We start from the raw sequence: 22743 nt of genomic DNA, 5'->3' as shown, positions 1-22743 counted from the left end.
AATGCACTCAGGCCTTTTGTTCCACAGGCAGAGCTTGTCACTGATAGCTTAAGAGCGCCTAAATGCGACAAAGTTTAGTTTTTGTTATCGAAAATTGTGGCATCTAGAGCAAGGAAGGGCGAAGCTAAGGTGTAAGCGGCCTGAACGCGCGCGAATTGCTTCACGGGTTCTCTAAGCCGCGTTCGAAATGTTTACAGCTTAAAACGGTTTGCTATATCCATAATTGCTAAGCAACTGCTTTTAAGTGCTTGGCTTGCAGCAGCCAGTTCATCTGCTGTTTTTAAGCTACTGTCAGCAGCCCCTGACAACGCATTTATTCGCATATTCGCTTCTGTTGCGGCTTCCGCCTGTTGCTCGGTAGCCCGCGCAATTTCGCTACTCATATCCGCAATTTCAGTCATTAAGCGGTCAGCTTCTTGCAGGTTTTGGTTTGCTTGTATGGCATTTTCTACCGTTTTGTTTGACGCAGACTGACTAATTTGTACTGCGTCTACCGCACTTTTCGCGTTACTCTGCAGTTTTTCAATCATGGCTTGAATTTCATCGGTACTTTGTCCAGTTCGACTTGCCAAGGTGCGAACTTCATCTGCTACTACTGCGAAGCCTCTTCCTTGTTCACCGGCTCGAGCAGCTTCAATAGCGGCATTAAGGGCGAGTAAGTTAGTTTGTTCCGCGATGCCTCGAATTACGTCAAGCACAGCGCCGATACTGTCTGTTTGCGCAGCAAGTTCAGTCACTACGTTGCTCACGCTTTCTATATCAGTGGTCAGCGAGCGGATATCTTGCACTGTACTGTCTACTACAGCTGCACCGTTTTGAACGTTCCTTCGAGCACTACTCGTACTCTTCTCGGCAGAATCCGCATTGCTGCTGACATCGTTAATCTGCGTTGTCATTTCTTCCATTGCTGCGGCAACTTGGAGCATATTCTCGTTTTGTGTTTGCGCTTGTACATTACTATTTTGGCTGGATGACTCTACGAGTTCAGCTTGCTGGGTAAGAGAGCTAATATTTTCGCGAATACCCAGTAAAGACTGACGCATTTTATCGGTATACTCGTTAAAGTAGCGGGCTAACCGAGTAACTTCGTCGTGTCCAGTTTCAGGAAGAGAGCGAGTCAGATCGCCTTCTCCCTGAGAAATATCTTTCATCCGTTCAGACACTTCTTGGACAGGTTTTACAATGCTTCCACCTATTACATAGACCAGCAGTACAACCAACACAATGCTCACTAGGCAAAATACCAAGATAAGGTTGCGAAGGTGCGCGAACTCTTCTTCAAGGTTTGTAAGGTAGATACCTGAACCTACAGTCCAGCCCCACGGTTTAAATTCTTTTACATAAGAAATTTTGTCAGTAGGGGTTTCTTCGCCGGGAAGAGGCCACACGTAATCAACAAATCCGTCCCCTTGCGCTTTGACTTTCTGCGCCATTTCTATAAAGAAGGCTTTGCCGTTTCCGTCTTTAAATGTTCTTAGGTCTTTACCGTCGAGCGCCGGCTTAATGGGATGCATAACCATAGAAGGGGTTTGATCTTGGATCCAAAAGTAATTGCTGCCGTCATATCGCAGCGCTTTTACCGCTGCTAGCGCTTGTTGTTTAGCCGTAGCCTCGTCTACGTCGCTACGCGCTTCGAAGCTGGCTAACATAGTGTGAACTACTTCAACTAAATGTTGGTTTTCGTCATAGGACTTTTGCTTTAAAGCTTCATAGTGCCTGTTTAAAACAACAGCAGTTAGCAATACAAACAGCAGAGTAATTAGGGCAACAATAATGCCCAGTCGTTGAATTAAGCTAAATTTTCGTAACCACATTGGCAATACCTAATTATTATTTTGTTTTTTTATAGTGTAGTCGGTTTTTAGTTAGCCGCTTTTTATTACGATTAAAAATACATCAGTTTCAACAAGCTTTTACTACGAGCTTTGGCGTAGTGAGTCAACGGACTGATTAACTAAAGCTGGAGGAGCTTTGAAAGGGTGGTATATGTCATCTAACGCACTGAATACGTAGCTTGACAGAGAAAACGAAAAACTTTGATTGTGGGGGCTTGGCAGGGCCTTTTTGTGTGCTACTATCCGCGCAAATTTGGTTCCATCGTGATCTTCATCCAAAAGTATAAAGTTAAAAGAAGAACGACAGGTCAATGCAGGGTTTCGACTTTGCTTGTTTTTTAGCCGCTTCCATGTAACCGTGGGCAGTCTTACACGGCGGGAACGCTTTTTGTTACAGCTATTTCTATGAAAGGGTTGCAATGCTCATTAACGACACACTTCATACAACTTCACCCCTACGCCAGCGCATAAGAGACTACTATCGCATTAGTGAGTCGGTGGCTGTGGATCAAATACTTCCTATCGCCGAGGTTAACCCGCGTGCACGAAGTCGCGCATGGGAACGCGCACGAAAGATGGTGCTTCAAATTCGTCGTGAACAAGAAGGTCACGGTGGCGTTGACGCACTATTGAATGAATACTCGCTATCTACAGCAGAAGGTGTGGTATTGATGTGCTTGGCTGAAGCCCTTTTGCGTGTTCCAGATAAAGCCACTCAAGACGAGCTTATTCGTGACAAATTGTCTCAAGGTCAATGGACGCCGCACTTAGGCAATTCAGAATCTTTATTTGTTAATGCATCGGCCTGGGGCTTATTGTTCACCGGTAACATGGTGAACTATGCCGACAAACGCAAAAAAGAACAGTTTGGTTTATTAAAACAAACCCTTGGCCGCTTAGGTGAACCCGTTATTCGCCGTGCAATGAACATTGCCATGCGCGTTATGGGCCGTCAGTTCGTTATGGGTGAAACCATTGAAGATGCGGTGGATCGCGCCAAAGAGAAAGAAACCAAAGGATATGTGTATTCTTACGATATGCTTGGTGAAGGCGCACGTACCATGCATGATGCTGAGCGTTACTACGATGCATACGTGAAAGCCATTAAAGTTATCGGTAAAGCGGCCAATGGTCGTGGGCCCAAGCGTTCACCGGGGATTTCGGTAAAACTTTCTGCTATTCATCCGCGCTTTGAATTTTCTCATCGCGAACGCGCTATGGAAGAAATACCGCCGCGTTTAAAAGCGCTGTGTATGATGGCGAAGGAATACGATATTGGTTTAACGGTAGATGCGGAAGAAGCCGACCGTCTTGAGCTTTCTTTAGATATCATCGAAGCCGTATTTCGCGACGAAGACTTAAACGGTTGGACGGGCTTTGGCTTGGCGGTGCAGGCTTACCAAAAGCGTGCAATCCATGTTATCGAACATTTGCGTGAGCTTACTCTCGAAGTAGGTCGCCCGCTAATGGTGCGTTTGGTTAAAGGCGCATATTGGGATACTGAGATTAAGCTGACCCAACAGGCGGGTCTTGAAGAGTTCCCTGTGTTTACCCGTAAGTCTTCAACCGACGTGTCATACCACGCCTGTGCGAACCGCTTACTTGAGTACCGCGATACCATCTATCCGCAGTTTGCTACGCATAATGCTTACACAGCATCTGTTATTGTTGAGCTTGCTGGCGATGACAAAGAAGGCTTCGAGTTCCAGTGCCTGCACGGTATGGGCGATACCCTTTACGATCAGGTGGTGACCGAAGATAAAATTCAGTGTCGCGTGTACGCGCCAGTTGGTGAACACGAAGATCTCTTGGCTTACTTAGTGCGCCGTCTTCTTGAAAATGGTGCGAACTCATCATTCGTGAATGCCATTGTTGATGATGAAAAGCCAGTTGAAGCCTTGCTTGAAGATCCAGTAGAGAAAACGCAGCGCTTGAAGGTGCGTTATAACAAGCTAATTAAAACGCCACGTGGGCTGTATGCGCCAGAGCGTGACAACTCGCGCGGTTTAGACCTTACCGACACTAATGCGGTAACAGCACTTAAACATGAACTTGAACGCTGGCAGGATTACTACAAAGCGAAAGGCGATATTCCTGCAGGCGCTACACCTGTTGTAAACCCTCTAGATCACAACGACATTGTGGGCTACCACCACTACGCAACGCCCGATGAAATGCGTAAAGCGTTAGATGACACTGATGCAGGTTTTGATGCCTGGTCTAAGCGTGATGTGAGCGAACGTGCAGAGATCCTGAATCGTACGGCAGATGCGCTTGAGCGCCATATGGCTGAGCTTATTGCCATTTGTATGCGCGAAGCGGGTAAAGTTGCGCAAGACAGCATTGATGAAGTACGCGAAGCGGTAGACTTCTGTCGCTATTATGCAGTGCGCGCTGAAGAGCTTGCTGAAGACCAGCGCTTAAAGCCTCGTGGCGTAGTACTTTGTATCAGCCCATGGAACTTCCCATTGGCCATATTCCTTGGACAGGTTACAGCGGCCTTAGCAACGGGCAATACGGTTATTGCTAAACCTGCTGAGCAAACCAGCATTGTTGCACAGCGTGCAATCGACATTATGCACTCGGTAGGTTTACCGGAAGATGCATTAAAGCTTATCGTATCGCCAGGCAAAGAAGTGGGTGAAACCTTATTGCCTGATGAGCGGATTAAAGCGGTAATGTTTACGGGCTCAACGCAAACGGGTACGTTGATTTCACAAGTGCTTGCAGAGCGCGGAGGCGAACAGGTACCGCTTATTGCAGAAACGGGCGGTCAAAACTGTATGATTGTCGATTCGACGGCACTGCCAGAGCAGGTCGTTGACGATGTGATTCGCTCAGGTTTCCAGAGTGCTGGTCAGCGCTGTTCTGCACTTCGTGTGCTCTATGTACAGGAAGAGATTGCAGATGATCTTACTGAAATGCTTATTGGTGCAATGAAGGAGTTAACCGTAGGCGACCCCACGCAGCTAGCAACTGATGTAGGCCCTGTTATCGATGAGAAGGCACTTAAAAGCCTAACAGACCATCAAAAAGCAATGGAAGATAAAGCAAAGCTACTTTATCGCTCACCATTACCTGAGCAATTTGAAAACGGTACCTTCTTCCCACCGACCCTGTATGAAATCAAGAACATTGATGTGTTGGAAAAGGAAGTATTCGGCCCAGTGGTTCATATTGTGCGCTTTAAGTCGAAAGAGCTTGATGGCGTACTAGAGCAAATTAACGGCACGGGCTATGGCTTAACAATGGGTGTTCACTCGCGCATTGAAGAGCGTGCTAATGAAATTGCAGCAAAAAGTCGCGCAGGTAACGTTTATATTAACCGCGATATCATTGGCGCTATCGTTGGTGTTCAGCCGTTTGGTGGCCGAGGGCTATCTGGTACGGGTCCAAAAGCAGGTGGTCCTAATTATTTGTCTCGCTTGATGATGGAGCGCGCTACGCCTAAGCCTTCACATATTGATGATGTAGACGGCACTGATACTGCACTTGTAGGTGATGAAAAGATTGCCGAACGTGCTCACGTTATGATGGATAGAGCGAAAGCAGTGGAAGTGCAGTGGCGTCATACGCCGTTGAACGACCGCATCTCTATGGTACGCCAACTTCTAGCGAAAATTGCGAAAGTAGACATTGTTGACGAGCTAGCCGACGATCTAAACCGTACACTTGCGACGGCGCGTCAGCAGCTGATCAGCGTTGAGCGCAAGTTAGCAAAACCACAAGTTCTGCCGGGGCCAACAGGTGAGTCGAACAAACTTTACTTAGAGCCGCGCGGTATCTTGGTATGTTTTGCCGATAAAGAAGTAACCTTTGAATATTGGTTACTCTCTGTTGTAACAGCACTTTCAACCGGCAACCCAGTAGTGTCAGTTGTGTCTGAAATCTTCTATGATGAAGCCGTAGAAATTCAGAACAAATTTGAATCGACAGGCGCACCAAAAGGCTTATTCCAAGTAGCGCGCCTTGCCCACTTAGATACCCTGTTGATGGATGAAGATTTATCGGGTGTTGTAGTGGATTCAAGTACTGAACGGACGGCGAGAATCTCGGCCATGCTGTCTTCTCGTGAAGGGGCTATTTTGCCGGTAATTACCGCGGAATATAACGATAACCTTATTCAGCGTTTGATGACCGAAAAAACTATCAGTATTGATACAACGGCATCAGGCGGCAACACATCGTTGATGACCCTAGTTGAAGATGATGAATAAGCGGTAGCGTTCGCTGCAAATAGCTAATTCATTAAATAGCTATTGTATCAATATCTTAGGCCAGCTTGACGCTGGCCTTTTTTATTTGACTTACTCTGGGCTTCATCTAAGCCTTTTCATGCCTTTCTCCTCTTTTTCTTATCACTTTCTCATGCCTTAACCCTGCCTTAACCCTGCGTTTGAAATACTAGCGTCAGTTAATTTAAACAAGTTGCGTATAGGCCTTAAAAAGTAAGCTATGCGCCAAGCAATAGGCATAAGTAATGGGCAAGATAAAACTTACGGTAAATAGTATTACCCTTTGTATTTTATTGTCTGCATGCACAAGTACTGATGACAGAAGGTTGAGCGAATCAGCATCCCTTACAACGGGAAATGATGTCGTGTGGCAGTCCCAAGCGCAGCAACAAGTTTCAGCGCAAACCCTAGTGTTTAATTCAGACACTGGGTTAACCGACGTAATAGATCTCAATCAGCTTCCGCATTTAGCAGACTATATTGATGAAGCTTTGTCTTCCAATGCAAGTCTGCAGCAGGCGTTAATCACGCTTCGAAAAGCACAAGTTGCTATCGATAGCGCAAAAGCAGACAGAAACCTGAATGTGGACACAAGTTTCTCTGCATCAAAAAGTGAAACTACAGGCAGCAGTTTATCTACTAGTACGGGCGCAAATACAGATACAAGTAATCAGCTAAACAACCCAAGCTATAGCGCAAGTTTAAACGTTAGTTGGGAGCTCGACTTGTGGCAGAAAATTAGCGATGGCATAAGTGCTGCGAACTTAGATGCCGCGAGCGCCAGAGCCAGCTATCAATCGGCCAGAGATTCATTGGTTGCTAGCGTAATAAGAAGCTATATCGATGTACTCACTCAACAGCAATTACTAAATATCGAACAGGCTCGGTTATCGGTACTAGAAAACAACGAAGCAGTGATCTTAACGCGCTATCGCACCGGGCTTGGAAGCCTAGATGATTTAGATACCGCGCGTACAAGCAGCGCAAATACCCGAGCTTCTATTGCCCAGTATGAATATGCACTGTCATCAGCAAAGCGCACATTGGCAGTACTCCTAGGCAGACAAGACCAATCGCTAAGCGAGCTTGATACGCAGGTTAATTTTCCAGATATCCTGTTGCCGCTTACTAATTTGCCAAAACAAGACCTTGCCCGCAGACCTGATCTTCAGGCGGCCTTCTATACGATACAAGCAACAGAGTTTGAAGTTGATGTGGCCTATAAAGCTTTACTGCCCAGTATTAGTTTATCGGCATCGCTATCTGACTCTGCCTCTACACCCTCACAAGCTTTGTTTACAAACCCTGTATGGACATTGCTTGGACAGATGACGGCACCTCTTTTTCAGGGGGGCGCATTGAGGGCGCAAATTGAAGACGCAAAGCTTACCGCAGCAAATGCTTGGTGGCAGTATCGCGAAACGCTATTAACTGCGGTGCAGGAAACCCAAAACGCACTAGATAGTGAAACTGCCTACAGCGCGCGAATTGGCCATACAAATGTGGCGCTCGCCAATGCAGAGCGCAGTGTAACTACCATTGAAGGTCAATATCGACAAGGTCTTGCTGATATCTTGGACTTACTTTCTGTGTATGACACGCGCTTTGACTTACAAGCTCAAGCTGTTGAGCTTCACGCCCAAAAATTACAAAACCGAATTGACTTAGGCCTGGCTCTTGGCCTTGGAGTGTCGCAATGAGAAATAAACGAATTATCGTAACCTTAATCGCTGCTGCGAGTATTGCGCTGGCAGTCATGTATACCATGATGAACATGGGGGCTCAGCATCCTGGCGCTCGGCCGCAAGGGGCGCCTAAGTCAGAACCACCGTCTTCGCAATTACCCGATGATGCAGAGCAATTAAAAGATGACGCCTCAACAGTGAGACCAGCAGGTAGTGGAAGACCGTCAAGAGGTGATACGGCTGAAGGCACTATGCTTCGCCCATCTAGGGGTAATGAGAATGAAGTAGCCAAAGAATCAGGTAAAAGGCCATCTGCAGATAGCCCTTCTTACCGAAGCCAAAAAGTAGAACAAAGTGCTGATTCTCAGCTAGCTCAAGTAGGGGTTATTAAGGTAACCGCCAACAGCTACAAGGCCAAAGTAAAGGGGTATGGTCAGGTAGTTCCTCAAGATAGCTTGAGCTTAGTCGCACAGGTTAGCGGGCAAGTTACTCACTTATCGCCAGCTTTTAAGACTGGCGCGTTAGTTGAAAGTAACACAGTTTTAGCGCGCATTGATGACACCAGCTATCAGCAGGCATTAGCAAGTGCCAATGCGACCTATCAGGCAGCTGTAGTAAGCCTAGAAGAAGAGCGCTTACAGGGAACACAAGCTAAAGATGAATGGACACGTTCGGGGCTTGAAGGCGAGCCACTATCCGCGTTGGTTTTAAGAGAGCCACAGCTTAAAGCGGCGCAGGCGACCTTGGATGAAGCCGAGCAGACGGTAAACTCAGCCAAGCGAGACTTGGCCTTTACCTCGTTACGTGCCCCTTTTAATGCTGTGGTGGTTAGCCGTGATATAGCTCTGGGAAGTTTTGTACAGGCCGGCAGTGCTGTCGCAACACTTTATTCTGCTGATGTTGCCGAAGTAGCGATAGGACTCTCTCCGAGCCAATGGACTCAGTTACCTTCGGTTTCTGGAGCGCAGCTCTCTGATGATGCTATTAATTGGTCGGTCACGCTGACCGATACCACCACAGGCAATAAATGGGATGCCAACATCACTCGCGCTGAATGGCATCAAAGCGATACAACGCGCCAGCGCAATGCTATTGCGGTTATTGAAAAGCCATTAGATCAAGCAAATCCGCTTTTATTCGGCAGCTTTGTGCAGGCAGAAATTGAAGGAAGACAGCTCGAAAATGTATGGAAGCTACCGGCTTCTGCCATTTCACAAAAACAAGAAGTTTGGTTGGTAATGCCGGCCACCGGGCAACTAGCGAAGTTTACCCCCTCAGTGCTTTTTGAAAGCGATGGCTATGCCTACATCACTCCACCTAAGGCGAGTGATATTACTGGCGACATTACCAATGAGTCTAGGAGCAATACGGGCAGTGAAGCCGAGCCGGAACTTGAAGGGGAAATCCGCCAAGCGATGGTCGTTGCGCGCCCTTTAAACAGTTACCTGATCAACACGAAAGTTAAGCCTGTAGTGGAAGGACAAACGGGAGGGCAAGCCAATGACAAATAACCGAAACGGCGGGCCTTTTGATGGCAGCGAAGAGCCTAAAAGTAATAGACATAATGGGAAAAGTCCTCGGGGAATTATCGCTTGGTTTGCACAAAATTCGGTGGCGGCCAATTTACTGATGGTGAGTCTTATCGTACTGGGTTTAGTTTCCATGAACGATATCCGCAAAGAGGCGTTTCCAAGCATGGAGCCACGCTTTGTTACCATATCGATGACATATGATAGCGGTGACCCCAAGCAAGCCGAAGAAGGCATAGCCATCAAAATTGAAACTGCGCTAGAGGCCATTCCCGGTATTAAACGAATTACGTCTACCTCAAATGCCAGCGGCACCAGTGTGCAGGTAGAAAAGGAAACCGAATACGATTTAGACACGCTTTTCAACGACATCAAAACCGAAGTAGACAGTATTTCTAACTTCCCGTCGGATGCTGAAAACCCGGTTATCAGCAAAGCGCGCCGTCAAGAGCATGCTATTTGGGTGCAGCTTTATGGTGATGTCGACCACGCTACGCTGCAGTACTTGGGAGAGCAATTAGAGCGAGATTTACTGGCCAAAGAGGATATTCGGGAGGTCAGCGCGGGTAGTTTTGTCGACCCCATGATGTCTATAGAAATAGACGAGGGCAAGCTTCAGGCCTATGGTTTAACGCTATCTGATGTGGCAGATGCGGTAAACCAGGAGTCTAATACCGCCCTTACAACCAGTTTGCGGAACAAAGAAAAAGTAATTCGGTTAAAAGCCTCTGAGCAGTCTTACTGGGCGAAAGATTTTGCTGACATCCCCCTTATTGCCGATACCAGTGGCGTAATACTTTCCGTTGGCGATGTTGCAACGGTACGCGATATGTTTGCCGATGACAGCTATCACTTGTCTCGTTACAACGGAACCAATGGATATGGTATTCAGGTGCTAATGGATGAATATGGCGATGTAACGAAAATGGTGCAACAGGCCCACGAGGTTGTGGATGCGTGGCATGATAAAGGTTTACTACCTCAAGGTGTCGAACTCGAAACCTGGTATGACAAAAGCACGCTCATTACCGAGCGCTTGGAACTGCTTACCAGTAACGCACTAATGGGCATCGTGTTGGTGTTTGTTACCCTTGCTGTGTTTCTTAATTTGCGTGTGGCATTTTGGGTGGCGGCTGGCTTGCCGTTTATTTTCTTCGGCACCTTGTACTTCATGACCGATAGCTACACGGGAATGACGCTAAACGAGATGACCACGTTCGGCTTTATAATGGCACTTGGCATAGTGGTAGACGATGCCGTAGTGGTGGGAGAGAGCGTTTACGCCACGCGAAAACAGCATGGCGATACGTTACATAATACCATTTTAGGTACGCATAAAGTGGCGGTGCCCACACTGTTTGGGGTGTTGACCACGGTAACAACCTTCTTCGCGCTATCGAACGTATCTGGCGGCTTAGGTACCTTGTACTCGCAGTTTGGCACTATTGTTACTTTGTGTTTACTGCTCTCGGTGGTGGAGTCAAAGCTCATTTTGCCCTCCCATTTAGCCCACCTGCCAACCAAACAGAAAACCAGAAAGGGGATAGGCGGCCTGTGGAATAAAGTACAGCAAAAAGCGGATGGTGGACTTCAATGGTTTAACTACCGAGTCTATCTACGCTTGTTGAAGGTCACTGTAGCCTACCGCTATGCAGCCGTTTTATTGTTTATCGCGCTTTTTATCTTGGTTGTTAGTTTACCGCTAACGGGCGCTGTACGTGTGAGCTTTTTCCCCAGCATGCAAGGTGATACTGTTTCGGCGAATATGTCGCTTTATAGTGATGCTAGCTATGGACAGAGCGAACGTAACTTAATGCTGCTTGAGAAAAATGCGCTTGAAGCAGATCGTCAGTTATCGCAAGAAAGCGGCACTAGTGAAAGCGGTATTAGTAGTTTACAAGTAACGGCGAGTGGCGACCAAAGTGGCACAATCACCATATCACTTGATGAAGACTCGCCTTATTCTTTGGATGAGTTGTCTGCACGCTGGAATGCCTTAACTGGCAACTTAGAAGGCGTAAAAAGCTTAAAGATACGCTCTCGACGAGAAATGGTCGACGGGTTTAACGTTGAAATTAAAAGCATTAACGACGATACCCTGACAGCTGCTAACGACGCTTTTGTTCAAGTGCTTAACAATATTGATGGCGTATATGCAGTAGAAAGCTCGCTTACACCCGGCGAAGCCATGATGCGCTTTGAACTTACCCCTGAAGGACGAGCCTTGGGGTTAAATACCCAAAGCCTATCGCAGCAGCTGTTAAAAGCGTTCGGTGGAGAAATTGTTCAGCGCTACCTGCGCGATAAAAACGAAGTGAAAGTGCGGGTACGTTACCCTGAAAAGGATAGGATGAACCCGTCAGATGTAATGAATACCCAGGTACGCCTGGATGATGGCACTGTGGTACCACTTTCCGTAGTGGCGAATGTTATTCAAGATGTACAAGAAAAACAGGTAGTGCGTATAGACGGTTTGCGCGCCTTAACGGTAAGTGCGTCGGTGGATAGCGATGTTATTACTTCTACAGAATTGGTTAACTATCTCAATAGCGAGTTTGTACCCCAGTTAGAACGTCAATACCAAGATTTATCGCTTTATTTTGCCGGTGAAGCCGAGCAGCAAGCGGAAACGCAAAGCTCAATGCAAAGCGTGTTCATACTCGCTTTATTGTCTATTTTTGCATTATTAGCGATACCGCTTAGATCCTATGTGCAGCCGCTCATTATAATGACTGCAATTCCCTTTGGTATCGTGGGAGCCATTCTTGGACACTGGTCAAATGACCTTATGATAAGCCTTCTGTCGTTAAACGGCATATTGGCGCTTAGCGGTGTAGTGGTAAACGATAGCTTGTTATTAGTCTCGCGATTTAATGCGTTACGCGAAAATGGTATGCCTGTGAATGCGGCAGTAATTGAAGCGTGCACCAGTCGCTTACGTGCTGTGCTTTTAACTTCAATTACTACCTTTGTAGGTTTGTACCCCATATTAGGGGAAACCTCGGTACAGGCGCAGTTCCTAATTCCGGCAGCTGCCTCATTGGGTTATGGTATTTTGTTTGCCACTCTTATCACGCTTTTATTAATTCCGGCATTGCTGTTAATTTATGAAGATATAAGCCGTTTAATGGCAAAGTATTTGGTTAAACCCTCAACGGAGAGTATGGTTAATGATCCGCGTGTTACTAGTGGAAGATGATATGGGCCTAGCAGGCAATATCATTGACTATTTAGAGCTTGAAGATATGGTGTGCGACCACGCTGCTAATGGCGTGGCAGCACTTACGTTTATGCAATCTAATCCGTATGATGTTGTGGTCTTAGATATCAATTTACCAAGACTTGATGGCTTAAGCGTATGCGAAAAAGTGCGCGGTGACGGCAACGATACACCTATCATTATGCTAACGGCCCGTGACCAGCTAGAAAATAAGCTCGAAGGGTTCCAAAAAGGGGCCGATGATTATTTAGTAAAACCCTTTGATATGCCTGAACTGGTAGCACGAGTTTCAGTGCTGGCGCACAGGCGCTCATCGCAAGTGAAAAGGCTAAACTTCGGTAATGTGAGCTTAGAATTAGGTAGTGAAGTGGCAAGTGTTGATAACACGCCTATTAAGCTGAGTCCTACTGGCTTTACCTTGCTAAAATCCTTATTGCAGCAGCAAGGAAAGGTTATGCCACGGGAGCGTTTACTCGATGCGGTGTGGGGGGAGGATGCGCCCGAAAGTAATGCGCTAAAAGTCCACCTTCACAATTTGCGCAAATCGTTGGCTCAAGCTGAGGCAAACATAGAAATTAAAGCCGTACCGGGCACAGGGTTTTGTGCTGCGCTAAAAAGTGACCAAACGTCGAGCGAGGGCTTTGATAATACATTGTCGTCAAATAAAAGTAAGGACACTGATCAATGGTAAACGGCCTTCGCATCAGCTTAAGACGCTATGTCTTATGGTCGTTACTAAGTTTAGCGACAATAGTCATTGTGCTGTTTTCTATACAAAGTAGCGATAGCTTTTTTGATGGTATGGACGGCATGCTCAGAAATACCATGGTTCGGGCGGCACAAAGTGCAGAGCTTGATAAAAGTAATCATGCGCAGATCCTCGATTTACATGTTTATGCTCATTACAATGACTTGCCTGATGAAGTGAAGCAAAGCTTTTCCAAAGAGCGCTTTGAGCCATATACCCTATTAAAAGATATCAACAAGCCTGATTGGTTTTCTCGCCCAGTTTCGGCGCACTTTGCTGTGTTGGTCCCTCTGGATGATGGAAGGCTTCGATACGTTTCCCAAGTGTTCCGAGCGCCGCCCTCAGATGGTCAAAAGCACTTTAGAATTAACCATGTTATCTACAGCGCTATTGTAGGTTTTGTCGCACTTATTTCCTTTTTTGTCGCGCTACTATTTTTAATGCGCAGCGTGTCTCGTCCCATAGAATCATTACAACGCTGGGCTGCCTCTCTTGATGAGAAAGAGCTCGATAAGCCCATTCCTGAGTTTCGCTACAAAGAGCTTAACGCGCTTGCGGCGATAATTCACGGTAGCTTGCAAAACGTACGTACTACGCTTAACCGAGAGCGGGAGTTTGTTAATCATGCCAGCCATGAGCTTAGAACGCCTATTGCCGTTATTAGAAGCAGTGCGGCTTTGCTGCATAGAGTGATAGATAGTGAGAATACCAAAGGCAACAACGCTCTAGCGAGGGTGGACCATGCCTCAAAAACCATGGCGGATTTGACAGAAACATTACTGTGGTTAGGAAGAAATGAAGAGACTGCGCTGCCTAAAGAAAAAGTGAATCTAAAAGCTATGGTTGAGGCACTTAGCCAAGACTTAATGTATTTGCTGTCAGGCAAAAATGTGAATGTGCAATTGTACCTGAATGAGTGTGAATTGATGCTGCCTAAAACCGCAAGCGAAATAGTGATTGGAAACGTAATTCGAAACGCTTACCAGCATACCCAGCAAGGTAAAGTCACTATCACGCTTTCAGGTGCAACGCTTACCGTACTTAATGAAGAAGATGGCATAGAGCAAAACGAAAGTGCCTCTTTGCCGGTAACGCCAAATAGTGAGTTAGATGGCGGTTTTGGAATAGGCTTAAAGCTTATCGATAAGCTATGTACGAAGTTGGAATGGGGATATTCTCACAAGAAGGTTATTGCACCGGTTACACAGGGCAACCACGGTGAGATGGACTCTGTGGCGAGAGGGTATAGCGTTGTTCTTACGCTTAAGTAACACGTAAAAAGGGTAGGTGCTCATAAGTTTATGCACTTTTTTGCTGGTCTATTCTTGCCTGTCTATTTTTGGAAATATTTTACTAAACTTTCCAAGGGCACCTACAAAAAACGCCGATGTTTAACATCGGCGTTCTTTTGTCTGTTTAAGCGCTCATTTTAAATGCTAGCACTACATCCATTCGCTGTTTCTACGTTTGCGCTTAGGAAGGTAAGTGAGCATTACACCAAGCAATATCCCCACGCCTGCCACTATACCACCGCGAGTAAACCAAGTAACAAGCTCATCTTTATTCGCGCTTTCAACCTTGGCGGTTAAGCGAATGATTTGAGATGCTTGTTCGTCGTTTGTCGTGGTAAGTTTAGACACCTTTTGACGAGCATCGTTAAGCTGCTGACGAAGTCTGGCGTTTTCTGACTGTGCAGCTTGCAGATCACTTTGGCTCTCAGCAAGCTTCTCACTAACAATAGGCAACTGCTCTGCCTGCGACATTGTGTTTGACACAAATCGGCTTTCTACCCAGCCTTTACGTCCTTCATCGTCGGTAATTTGCGTGAATTCAGCATCGTTGTCGCGCGAAATTACCGTGATAGGGGTGCCAGCTTCAATTGAACCTTGGATACGATAGTTCCGGCCCGGTCCAGTATGCATAAAGATAAACAAGTCATCTCTTATGTAATGCGAAGAAGACGCTTCTAAGTCAGCGGTATCTTGTAGCGAAAATGCTTGAAAAGAGCATGCAATAAGGGCTGCTGCTAACCACTTTCGAATCATATGGAGTCCAATTTTAGAATTTAAAACGTGAAGATGGTATTGGTTGACCGCGATAAAGGCAAGTTTGTTCCACTTTTGTCTAATTTAAGCGGCTTGTTTAACAGCAGCAACATTGCGAAAAGTGATCGACAAAGGTAAGGTGTCAGCATCATAAGCTGTGCTTAGCGCAACCATGTCAGAAATAGAATTAAAATTTGTAACGGGTGACAATGCTCACCAGGCGTTTACCCAACGTGTACTCCCTCTTTTTGAAAAACACACTATCCAGGTTAACTCTCATCGCGAAATGCGCTTAGAGAACGATTATTACGATACGGATCAGCTCGATTTTCAAAACAATAAAATGGGCTTTCGAGTACGTGGTAATAATGGCGAGTACGAACAAACGTTAAAAACCAACGGTGTAGTAAGCGGTGGCTTGCACAAACGCATGGAATATAACGTAAGTCTTGATAACGCAAGGCCGGATCTCACGTTATTCGAGTCGAATGTGTGGCCCGAAGGTTGGGACATCACAACAAAGAATGCGAGTCTTTCTAAACAGTTCAGTACACACTTTACGCGCAATGCCTATGTGGTTGCTTTTGGCGATAGCCAAGTTGAAATTGTCTTAGACTGCGGTCAAGCTAGTACAGACAAAGCCAACTCCCCCATCAATGAGATTGAGCTTGAATTGATGTCAGGGGACATCAACAGTCTGTTTTCGTTGGCTGTGCTTATTAATGATAATATGCCGGTGCGTCTAAGCGATGTGTCAAAAGCCGCTCAGGGCTATCAATTGCTACACGGCTTTAACGCTAAAGTTCGCCACCTACCAGACTTTCTAGCCCTTGAAGAGACCACCACCACAGAAGAGGCATTCGGCCAAGCAGTGCAAACCGCTTTGGCACATTGGCAGCATCACGAGCATGTCTTCTGCGAGAGTGGCTCTATAAAAGTGCTGGCTGAGGTTGCTAAAAGCGTTAGGTTGCTACTGCAGAGTGTGTCGCTTTATCTACCCGTATTGCAGTGCCCTGAGCTATTAGCCCTGCACAAGAAACTAGTAAGCCATGCGCAAAAGTGGGGCTGGCAAGACGATTTACAAAGTTTGCGCTACTTGCTGTCTAAAAAGAGCATGTTTAACAAAACACTCAGCAAACATCCTGCGGTTGTAAGTTACCTACAAGGACGACAAACAGGCTTAATGCAGGCCCATGAGCCTGAAAAACTGTTATTCGACAATGATTCTACAGACATTAAGCTTCACGCTATAAGTCTTATACAGAATAAGCCTTGGCAAAAGGTGGCAACGGGATTTGATCACCCTGTACTTGACCATGCCAAAGGGTGGCTGTCGCAAGGTTGGCAAACTGTTCAGCAAAGTATGCCGCTAAGTAAAACCATGGGGCCTGCCAATTATAGCGCTGTAGAAGTGATGCTTAGGCAGACATTATGGAGTGGTTTTTTGCTTGGTGACCTATTTGTTGAAGAGCGAGGTAACTTTCGTGCGCCCTGGTTAGATTTACTTACCGGCATTGATGAATTAAACGCATTGCTCATGCTGAAGCAATCAATAGACGATGCGGAAGTGGACTCTCACGATGAGGTACGCAAATGGACAGCAGAGAAACTCAGTACGTTAATTCGAATTATGGAGCGAACGCGCACTGTGGCTATGCAACGTGAAATCTACTGGTAACCCATGTCGGTGGACACGTATTGCATTAGCAAATTTTATCTCAGGGAAGGAGGGCGCTGATGACTTCAAGCTACTTTGATTATTTTCTTTATTCGCTACTAGGCGTTTATATTTTCTGTTTTGCCCGTCTGCTCGTCCAAAAAGTGAATTTACACAGCATGCGCTGGCTAGTTGGCGCCTTTATCTGCTGGCCACTATTTATGCTAGATGAATGGCTGCGAATAGCGCAAGCGAGCTCACTAGCTATCTTGTATGGTTTATCAGATGTATTTGCCGTCATCGCAATTACTTGTTGTTATCGTGCCATAAAGCCCATGTTATTGGCTTACCCTACGGCAAGAAAGCGGCTATGGTGCCCCGCCGTGGTAACGGCAATTTTTCAATGTACCGTTTTACTTATTCCAGTGGGTGACAAACAGCAATGGCTTTCATCGTCGCCTACTGGCGAGCCTCTATTGTTATGGCCAGCCTATTTGGCCTCACTTTTAACGGGTTTCAGTGTATTGCTTATAGGTATCCTTATCACTGAACACATTCAAATGTACCACAGACATTTACCTGAGCAGGCGGTGGACACTAAAAACTTGAAAATGCCTAAGCTTGCCGGAGTAATGGGAAGCTTGGTCGGTGTTGCCTTTATGAGTATTTTACTTGTTACCGCCGCAACCTTTGGTTTTTTCCCCGTACCTTTTTGGGAAAGCTTTCATCACTTAATGATTGGCTGTGCACTGTTAGTGGTATTGTTTTCACTAACCTTTATTCGCCGAACAGCGCCGTCGCCATTGAACTACGAGCGACTGGACGAAGGCAAAGCCACACCCTACGAGATAAGCAGTATTATTTCTAAAGCAGAACGCTATACCATTGAGTCAAAGGCCTATAAAACCCGCTTTCTTACGCTAAGTGAGTTTTGCAAAGGGGCGGATATCGACCCTACATCTTTCGCTATTGCGCTTCAGCTTACTGAGAAGAAAAACTTCAGGCGGTTTATTTTTCACTACCGATTGGAATACGCAAAAAACGTACTGCTTCGCAGCGACGCTAAGCTTGAAGCCGTGGCAAAACGTATGGGCATAAATTCAGAAAAGTTTTTGAGTGAGTATTTGGTCAAGCACTTAAATTCTCGTTCTTAAAAATAACAAAGATGTTTTACCGGGTGCTTACGCCTGTGAACTACCAACATGATCCATCAACCTTCACCCACCAAATGCATTGCGCAGTATTTGATGGGTGAAGGTTTTGCGCAAATAAAAGCCTCTAGGACGAGTTTTAATACGTTGGCCCTCTGGTCCTAATGCATCGGTAAGCACTTTGCCATTAGCCGCTTTGGGGCGAATATGAAGTGCTTCACCTTGTCGAGAGGTAATAGATTCCACCTGTCCCGTAGCGATTTGTTCTACCAATTCTTCCCAGTCATTTCTGAGAATTTCGTTTTCATCCTCATTTGGACGCCAATAAAACCCGGTCGCCACACGCCTGTATGCTAACGGAATGGCTCTGTCGCCTTCTATGGGTAACCATAGTACTTGCTGTAGCTTGTTCCGAACATTTGAGGTTTCCCACGTGATCCCCGGTGCCATTAAAAGCGGCGCAAAACAAACATAAGTGGTTTCTAATGGTGAAAAGTTAGCATCGATTGGGATGGTTTTAAGTTCTATGCCTAACTCGGGGAAGTCCTGCTGTGGCTTTGAACCTGCACTGGCCCCAAGCCATTTCTCAATAAGCATGCCTGGCCACCCTTTGTGACGCTGTAAATTCGCAGGGATGGCAACATTGGCCATGTCAGCCAGTTCTCCTAAGGTTAAACCTGCAATAGCGTGACATCGCGCTAAAAGACTATCTGGCGAAGATGGAGGTGATGAAGGAGGCTGCATAAGAAGTGGTTAATTTCCTGTTTAAAAGCGAAGGCGAACATTAAGACTATGATTGGAGCATAGTTTGTGGAAGAATGAAAACATATACAAGTATAGTGTGCCCGGGAGTCTATGTGATAGATGCCGATGGATTCCGTGCGAATGTGGGCATAGTGATTTGCAACAAAATGGGTCAAGTATTTTGGGCAAGACGTTATGGTCAACATTCATGGCAGTTCCCTCAAGGCGGAATTGATGAAGGGGAATCTGCTGAACAAGCTATGTACCGCGAGCTTCACGAAGAAGTAGGGCTGACACCGAAAGATGTCACCATTTTAAGTGTTACCCGTAACTGGCTTAGATATAAGCTACCAAAGCGATTAATTCGACAAGGCAGCAACCCTGTTTGTATAGGGCAAAAACAAAAGTGGTTCTTGTTGCAGCTAGATTGCAACGAGCGCGACGTTAATGTGCTTAAAACAGGCCATCCTGAATTTGATGACTGGAGGTGGGTAAGTTACTGGTACCCCATTAGAAATGTTGTATCGTTTAAACGAGATGTATACAGACGAGTTATGAAAGAGTTCTCGCCGGTAGTTATGTCTGTGCAACATCGACCTCAACAGCGCCCAAATGTAGCCCCGCACAAGCGTGGTAAAAAGCGTAGGCGCGGTTAAGGCGATAATGGAAAAAGTGTAAAGGGGCAGAGATGTTAAAGGTGTCAGAGGCAGCGATGTGCAACACTAATCGACTAGCAAGCTGCAATTACACAAGGATAAACTAGTGAGCCCTCAGAGCCAGCAAGGCGCTATGTTAACTACATTGAAACGTATCGTGCAGGAAATGAATCAAATTCCTGCACTCGATACCGCTTTGTTTAAACTGGCCTCACGTGTAAAGCACACCCTCAGTGTTGACTCATGTTCTATTTATCTTGCCGATTACGACACGCAAGAATTCATTCTTAAAGCCACTGACGGCCTTCACCCCGATGCGGTAGAACAAGTTCGCATCGGTTTTTCGGAAGGTCTTATCGGTTTAGTTGGTCAACGTGAAGAACCGCTTAATATCGTAAACGCGCACAACCACCCTAGATTCAAACACTATCCAGAAGTAAAGGAAGAAAATTATAATGCTTTTTTAGGCACGCCCATTATCAATCAAAGGCGTGTTCTTGGTGTTATTACTCTTCAGCAGTCTCAGATGCGGCGCTTTAGTGAAGATGAAGAGGCGTTTTTAGTTACCCTTGCTGCACAGCTTGCGTTAGAGATCACTAATGCTGACATACGCGGCGCATTGACACTCTCTAACTCCACCGACAACATTGCTCGACAAAAAAATGTGCGTGGCATTCCAGGCTCTCCTGGTTTAGCTATCGGTATCGGCGTATCGCCAGATAAATCGATTAACCTCAAAAACTGGGTAGTAAAACGCACACAGTCGCCGCAAGATCAAATTCAGCTTTACCGCAAAGGTGTTGAGGTAACAAGGGGGCATGTTGACGCCCTGTCTCAGCGATTGGATGACGGAATCCCCGATGACGTTAAATCCATTTTCCAGCTGTACCATCACCTATTAGATGCCAATAGTCTTGGGCGCGAAGTAGAAGAAAAAATTCGCCAAGGTTGGGATGCTGCATCGTCGTTGAAAATGGTAGTCGAAAGCTACGCAGCTCGTTTTCAGGCTATGGACGACCCTTACATGCAAGAGCGTGCTATTGATATTGTCGATTTATCCGACCGTATCTTAGCCAATATTTTGTATGAAGCGAACGGACAAAAAGTTTCTGAGCAGGTTATTACTGAGGCAAGTATTTTAGTCGCTGATGAAGTGTCAGCTCCCATGCTTGCTGAGTTTCCGCGAGATAAGCTCAAAGGTATTATCTCTATTCGTGGCTCGAACAACTCTCACGCAGCCATATTAGCAAGGGCTATGGGCGTGCCTGCCGTAATGGGCTGTCAAAACGTTACACCAGCACTACTTGAAGACAAAGAAATACTGCTTGATGGCTATTCTGGCGAAGTCATTGTTTCTCCAGAACGTAATATTAAGACTGAGTTTATTCAGCTTATTGATGAAGAGTCTGCCATTGCAGAGAAAATTGACGCAGAGGCAGATAAACCGTGTGAGAGTGTTGATGGTTGCAGAATGTCCTTATACATCAACGCGGGTCTTTCTGCTGAAGTAGAGCTAAACGCTGAGCAGATTGGGGCAGGCGTGGGTTTATACCGCACCGAAATTCCCTTTATGCTTCGCGAGCGATTCCCTTCGGAGCAAGAGCAAGTACTGTTGTACCGTCAAGTCCTTGAGGCGGCACCTTCGTTACCCATCACCATGCGTACACTCGATGTGGGGGGCGATAAACCACTGCCTTATTTCCCAATCAGTGAAGAAAACCCGTTTTTAGGGTGGCGTGGCATACGTCTTACACTTGACCACCCAGAAATATTCTTGGTTCAGGTTCGCGCTATGCTTCGGGCAAGCGCAGGGCTAAGCAACCTTCAGATTATGCTGCCTATGATATCTACGGTATCCGAAGTGCAGGAATCTAAGCGCCTTATTAATCAGGCGTTTTATGAGATATCTGACGAAATTGCAGAGTCTGGACAAAGCCTGGTTAAGCCAAAACTGGGTATTATGCTTGAAGTGCCGTCGGTACTTTATCAGCTACCTCAATTGGCCAAACACGTCGATTTCTTTTCAGTGGGCAGTAATGACTTAACCCAATATCTATTGGCGGTGGATAGAAATAACACGCGAGTGGCGGGGCTTTATAATAGCTATCATCCTGCCGTTTTAGGGGCGCTTTATGATGTAGTTCAAAAAGCTAATCAAAGCCAAGTGCCTGTTACTATCTGCGGAGAAATCGCGGGAGAGCCAGCAGGGGTTTTATTGTTGATGGGCATGGGCTATCGCCGATTAAGCATGAACGGCTTTAACTTAAGAAAAATAAACTGGCTTATTAGAAAAGTCACGCTGGATGAATGTAAGCAGCTACTATCATTGGCACTCACCTCTGTAAGCCAAGAAGAAGTTTTTGTGCACTTGAATCAATACCTTGAAACTAAGGGCCTAGGAGGCCTTATCCGAGCAGGTGCCTAATAAATGGACCCATTTGTAGTAATTATTGTCAGCTGTTTGATCTTGGGCTCTGTGGTTGGAATTCTGGCGGGTATGTTAGGTATTGGGGGCGGTTTAATTATCGTACCTGCGCTGTCATACTTACTGATTCATTTTCTGGGCATGACTACTGAAACAGTTATGCCTGTCGCTATCGCAACATCCTTATCTACCATCATTTTCACGGGTATGTCGTCGGCTTTAGCACATTATAAACTGGGTAATATTCAGCGTCATATTGTGCTTTATACAGGGTTAGGGATTGCATTTGGCGCAATTGCCGGTGCCCAGGTGGCAAGTCATATTTCAGGTGAATTGCTAAAGGACGTGTTCGCTGTCCTGGTTATATTGATAGCTCTGCAAATGATTTTTGGCAAACAAAAAGCGTCTGAAAATGAAGCGTCCAAAGGGGCGTTAGCCTCTGTTGGTGGCGGAGCAGGCATGCTAAGTGCGCTAATGGGAATTGGCGGTGGCGCATTATTGGTGCCTGCTTTAGTGTGGTTTCGTGTTAATGTACGCGCGGCTATAGGTTGCGCCGCTTTTTGCGGGCTAGTTATTGCCGTTTTTGGTACCACCAGTTTTGTTATCGCTGGGTGGGGTGAGATAGATGTACCAGAATACAGTATGGGTTATGTTTATCTGCCTGCTACAGCTGGTATTGTTGCAACCTCCATGTTTACCGCAAACATAGGGGCAAAGCTCGGGCAGCGCGTTAATATACGTGTGTTAAAAGCGATGTTGGCATGTTTACTTGTTTTAGTAAGCATTAGAATGATTTTAGGAATTGAATAAAAT

The 22743-nt window shown here is 46.0% G+C and carries 14 protein-coding genes; 11 read left to right on the top strand and 3 right to left on the bottom strand.

What is annotated here, in order from left to right; all coding sequences use genetic code 11:
* Positions 1-191: 191 nt before the first annotated feature.
* Positions 192-1814, bottom strand: a complete 1623-nt coding sequence (locus ACXAER_RS07365) for a methyl-accepting chemotaxis protein (protein ID WP_474827975.1) — start codon at positions 1812-1814, stop codon at positions 192-194.
* A 440-nt stretch (positions 1815-2254) separates the two neighbouring features.
* Between ACXAER_RS07365 and putA the strand changes: the two genes are divergently transcribed.
* The 6 genes from putA (at position 2255) to ACXAER_RS07335 (ending at position 14523) form a co-directional block, all read left to right on the top strand.
* Entirely contained in the window at positions 2255-6052 is a 3798-nt protein-coding gene (putA, locus tag ACXAER_RS07360; RefSeq protein WP_474827973.1) for a bifunctional proline dehydrogenase/L-glutamate gamma-semialdehyde dehydrogenase PutA, read from the top strand.
* Positions 6053-6315: 263 nt separating this feature from the next.
* Positions 6316-7770: a TolC family protein gene (locus ACXAER_RS07355; RefSeq protein WP_474827971.1), complete on the top strand. Its 1455-nt coding sequence runs from the start codon at positions 6316-6318 to the stop codon at positions 7768-7770.
* Positions 7767-9266 carry an efflux RND transporter periplasmic adaptor subunit gene (locus ACXAER_RS07350; protein WP_474827969.1) on the top strand — a complete coding sequence of 500 codons (1500 nt, stop codon included), beginning with the start codon at positions 7767-7769 and terminating at the stop codon, positions 9264-9266. Before ACXAER_RS07355 ends, ACXAER_RS07350 begins: the two co-directional genes overlap by 4 nt.
* Positions 9256-12483 carry an efflux RND transporter permease subunit gene (locus ACXAER_RS07345; protein WP_474827967.1) on the top strand — a complete coding sequence of 1076 codons (3228 nt, stop codon included), beginning with the start codon at positions 9256-9258 and terminating at the stop codon, positions 12481-12483. Before ACXAER_RS07350 ends, ACXAER_RS07345 begins: the two co-directional genes overlap by 11 nt.
* Positions 12455-13195, top strand: coding sequence for a response regulator transcription factor (locus tag ACXAER_RS07340; protein WP_474827965.1), 741 nt, complete (start codon positions 12455-12457; stop codon positions 13193-13195). The genes ACXAER_RS07345 and ACXAER_RS07340 overlap by 29 nt, the downstream gene beginning before the upstream one ends.
* Entirely contained in the window at positions 13189-14523 is a 1335-nt protein-coding gene (locus ACXAER_RS07335; protein WP_474827963.1) for a sensor histidine kinase, read from the top strand. The genes ACXAER_RS07340 and ACXAER_RS07335 overlap by 7 nt, the downstream gene beginning before the upstream one ends.
* A gap of 171 nt (positions 14524-14694) precedes the next feature.
* Here the strand turns inward: ACXAER_RS07335 and ACXAER_RS07330 are convergent, their stop codons facing one another.
* Positions 14695-15297 (bottom strand): TIGR04211 family SH3 domain-containing protein, encoded by a 603-nt coding sequence (locus ACXAER_RS07330; protein WP_474827961.1) that lies wholly within the window; start codon positions 15295-15297, stop codon positions 14695-14697.
* Between the two features lie 172 nt (positions 15298-15469).
* On the opposite strand from ACXAER_RS07330, the gene ACXAER_RS07325 reads away from it, so the two are divergent.
* Together ACXAER_RS07325 and ACXAER_RS07320 are read left to right on the top strand one after the other, a co-directional pair.
* Positions 15470-16975, top strand: a complete 1506-nt coding sequence (locus tag ACXAER_RS07325; protein ID WP_474827959.1) for a CYTH domain-containing protein — start codon at positions 15470-15472, stop codon at positions 16973-16975.
* 59 nt (positions 16976-17034) lie between these two features.
* On the top strand, positions 17035-18108 hold the full coding sequence (locus ACXAER_RS07320; protein WP_474827957.1) for a helix-turn-helix domain-containing protein: 1074 nt from the start codon (positions 17035-17037) through the stop codon (positions 18106-18108).
* Between the two features lie 63 nt (positions 18109-18171).
* Here ACXAER_RS07320 and mutH read toward each other — a convergent pair whose 3' ends face one another.
* The gene (gene mutH / locus ACXAER_RS07315) at positions 18172-18849 is read right to left on the bottom strand and encodes a DNA mismatch repair endonuclease MutH (RefSeq protein ID WP_474827955.1); all 678 of its coding nucleotides are present in this window, start codon (positions 18847-18849) and stop codon (positions 18172-18174) included.
* A gap of 113 nt (positions 18850-18962) precedes the next feature.
* On the opposite strand from mutH, the gene rppH reads away from it, so the two are divergent.
* From rppH to ACXAER_RS07300, 3 genes are all read left to right on the top strand, one after another.
* Positions 18963-19505, top strand: a complete 543-nt coding sequence (rppH, locus tag ACXAER_RS07310; RefSeq protein ID WP_474830530.1) for an RNA pyrophosphohydrolase — start codon at positions 18963-18965, stop codon at positions 19503-19505.
* 133 nt (positions 19506-19638) lie between these two features.
* Complete coding sequence (ptsP, locus tag ACXAER_RS07305; RefSeq protein ID WP_474830528.1) at positions 19639-21930, top strand: phosphoenolpyruvate--protein phosphotransferase; 2292 nt, start codon at positions 19639-19641, stop codon at positions 21928-21930.
* Positions 21931-21933: 3 nt separating this feature from the next.
* Positions 21934-22740 (top strand): sulfite exporter TauE/SafE family protein, encoded by an 807-nt coding sequence (locus ACXAER_RS07300; protein WP_474827953.1) that lies wholly within the window; start codon positions 21934-21936, stop codon positions 22738-22740.
* Positions 22741-22743 lie beyond the last annotated feature (3 nt).

The sequence above is a fragment of the Alteromonas sp. AWJ4_199 genome (genome assembly GCF_056159165.1).
The sequence above is the reverse complement of the archived record's forward strand: the minus strand, read 5'-3'. Positions and strand labels throughout refer to the sequence as shown.

Coding starts and splice junctions, on each gene's coding strand:
- ACXAER_RS07365 (WP_474827975.1), bottom strand. CDS start 1,814: ATGTGGTTACGAAAATTTAGCTTAATTCAACGACTGGGCATTATTGTT.
- putA (WP_474827973.1), top strand. CDS start 2,255: ATGCTCATTAACGACACACTTCATACAACTTCACCCCTACGCCAGCGC.
- ACXAER_RS07355 (WP_474827971.1), top strand. CDS start 6,316: ATGGGCAAGATAAAACTTACGGTAAATAGTATTACCCTTTGTATTTTA.
- ACXAER_RS07350 (WP_474827969.1), top strand. CDS start 7,767: ATGAGAAATAAACGAATTATCGTAACCTTAATCGCTGCTGCGAGTATT.
- ACXAER_RS07345 (WP_474827967.1), top strand. CDS start 9,256: ATGACAAATAACCGAAACGGCGGGCCTTTTGATGGCAGCGAAGAGCCT.
- ACXAER_RS07340 (WP_474827965.1), top strand. CDS start 12,455: ATGATCCGCGTGTTACTAGTGGAAGATGATATGGGCCTAGCAGGCAAT.
- ACXAER_RS07335 (WP_474827963.1), top strand. CDS start 13,189: ATGGTAAACGGCCTTCGCATCAGCTTAAGACGCTATGTCTTATGGTCG.
- ACXAER_RS07330 (WP_474827961.1), bottom strand. CDS start 15,297: ATGATTCGAAAGTGGTTAGCAGCAGCCCTTATTGCATGCTCTTTTCAA.
- ACXAER_RS07325 (WP_474827959.1), top strand. CDS start 15,470: ATGTCAGAAATAGAATTAAAATTTGTAACGGGTGACAATGCTCACCAG.
- ACXAER_RS07320 (WP_474827957.1), top strand. CDS start 17,035: ATGACTTCAAGCTACTTTGATTATTTTCTTTATTCGCTACTAGGCGTT.
- mutH (WP_474827955.1), bottom strand. CDS start 18,849: ATGCAGCCTCCTTCATCACCTCCATCTTCGCCAGATAGTCTTTTAGCG.
- ptsP (WP_474830528.1), top strand. CDS start 19,639: ATGTTAACTACATTGAAACGTATCGTGCAGGAAATGAATCAAATTCCT.
- ACXAER_RS07300 (WP_474827953.1), top strand. CDS start 21,934: ATGGACCCATTTGTAGTAATTATTGTCAGCTGTTTGATCTTGGGCTCT.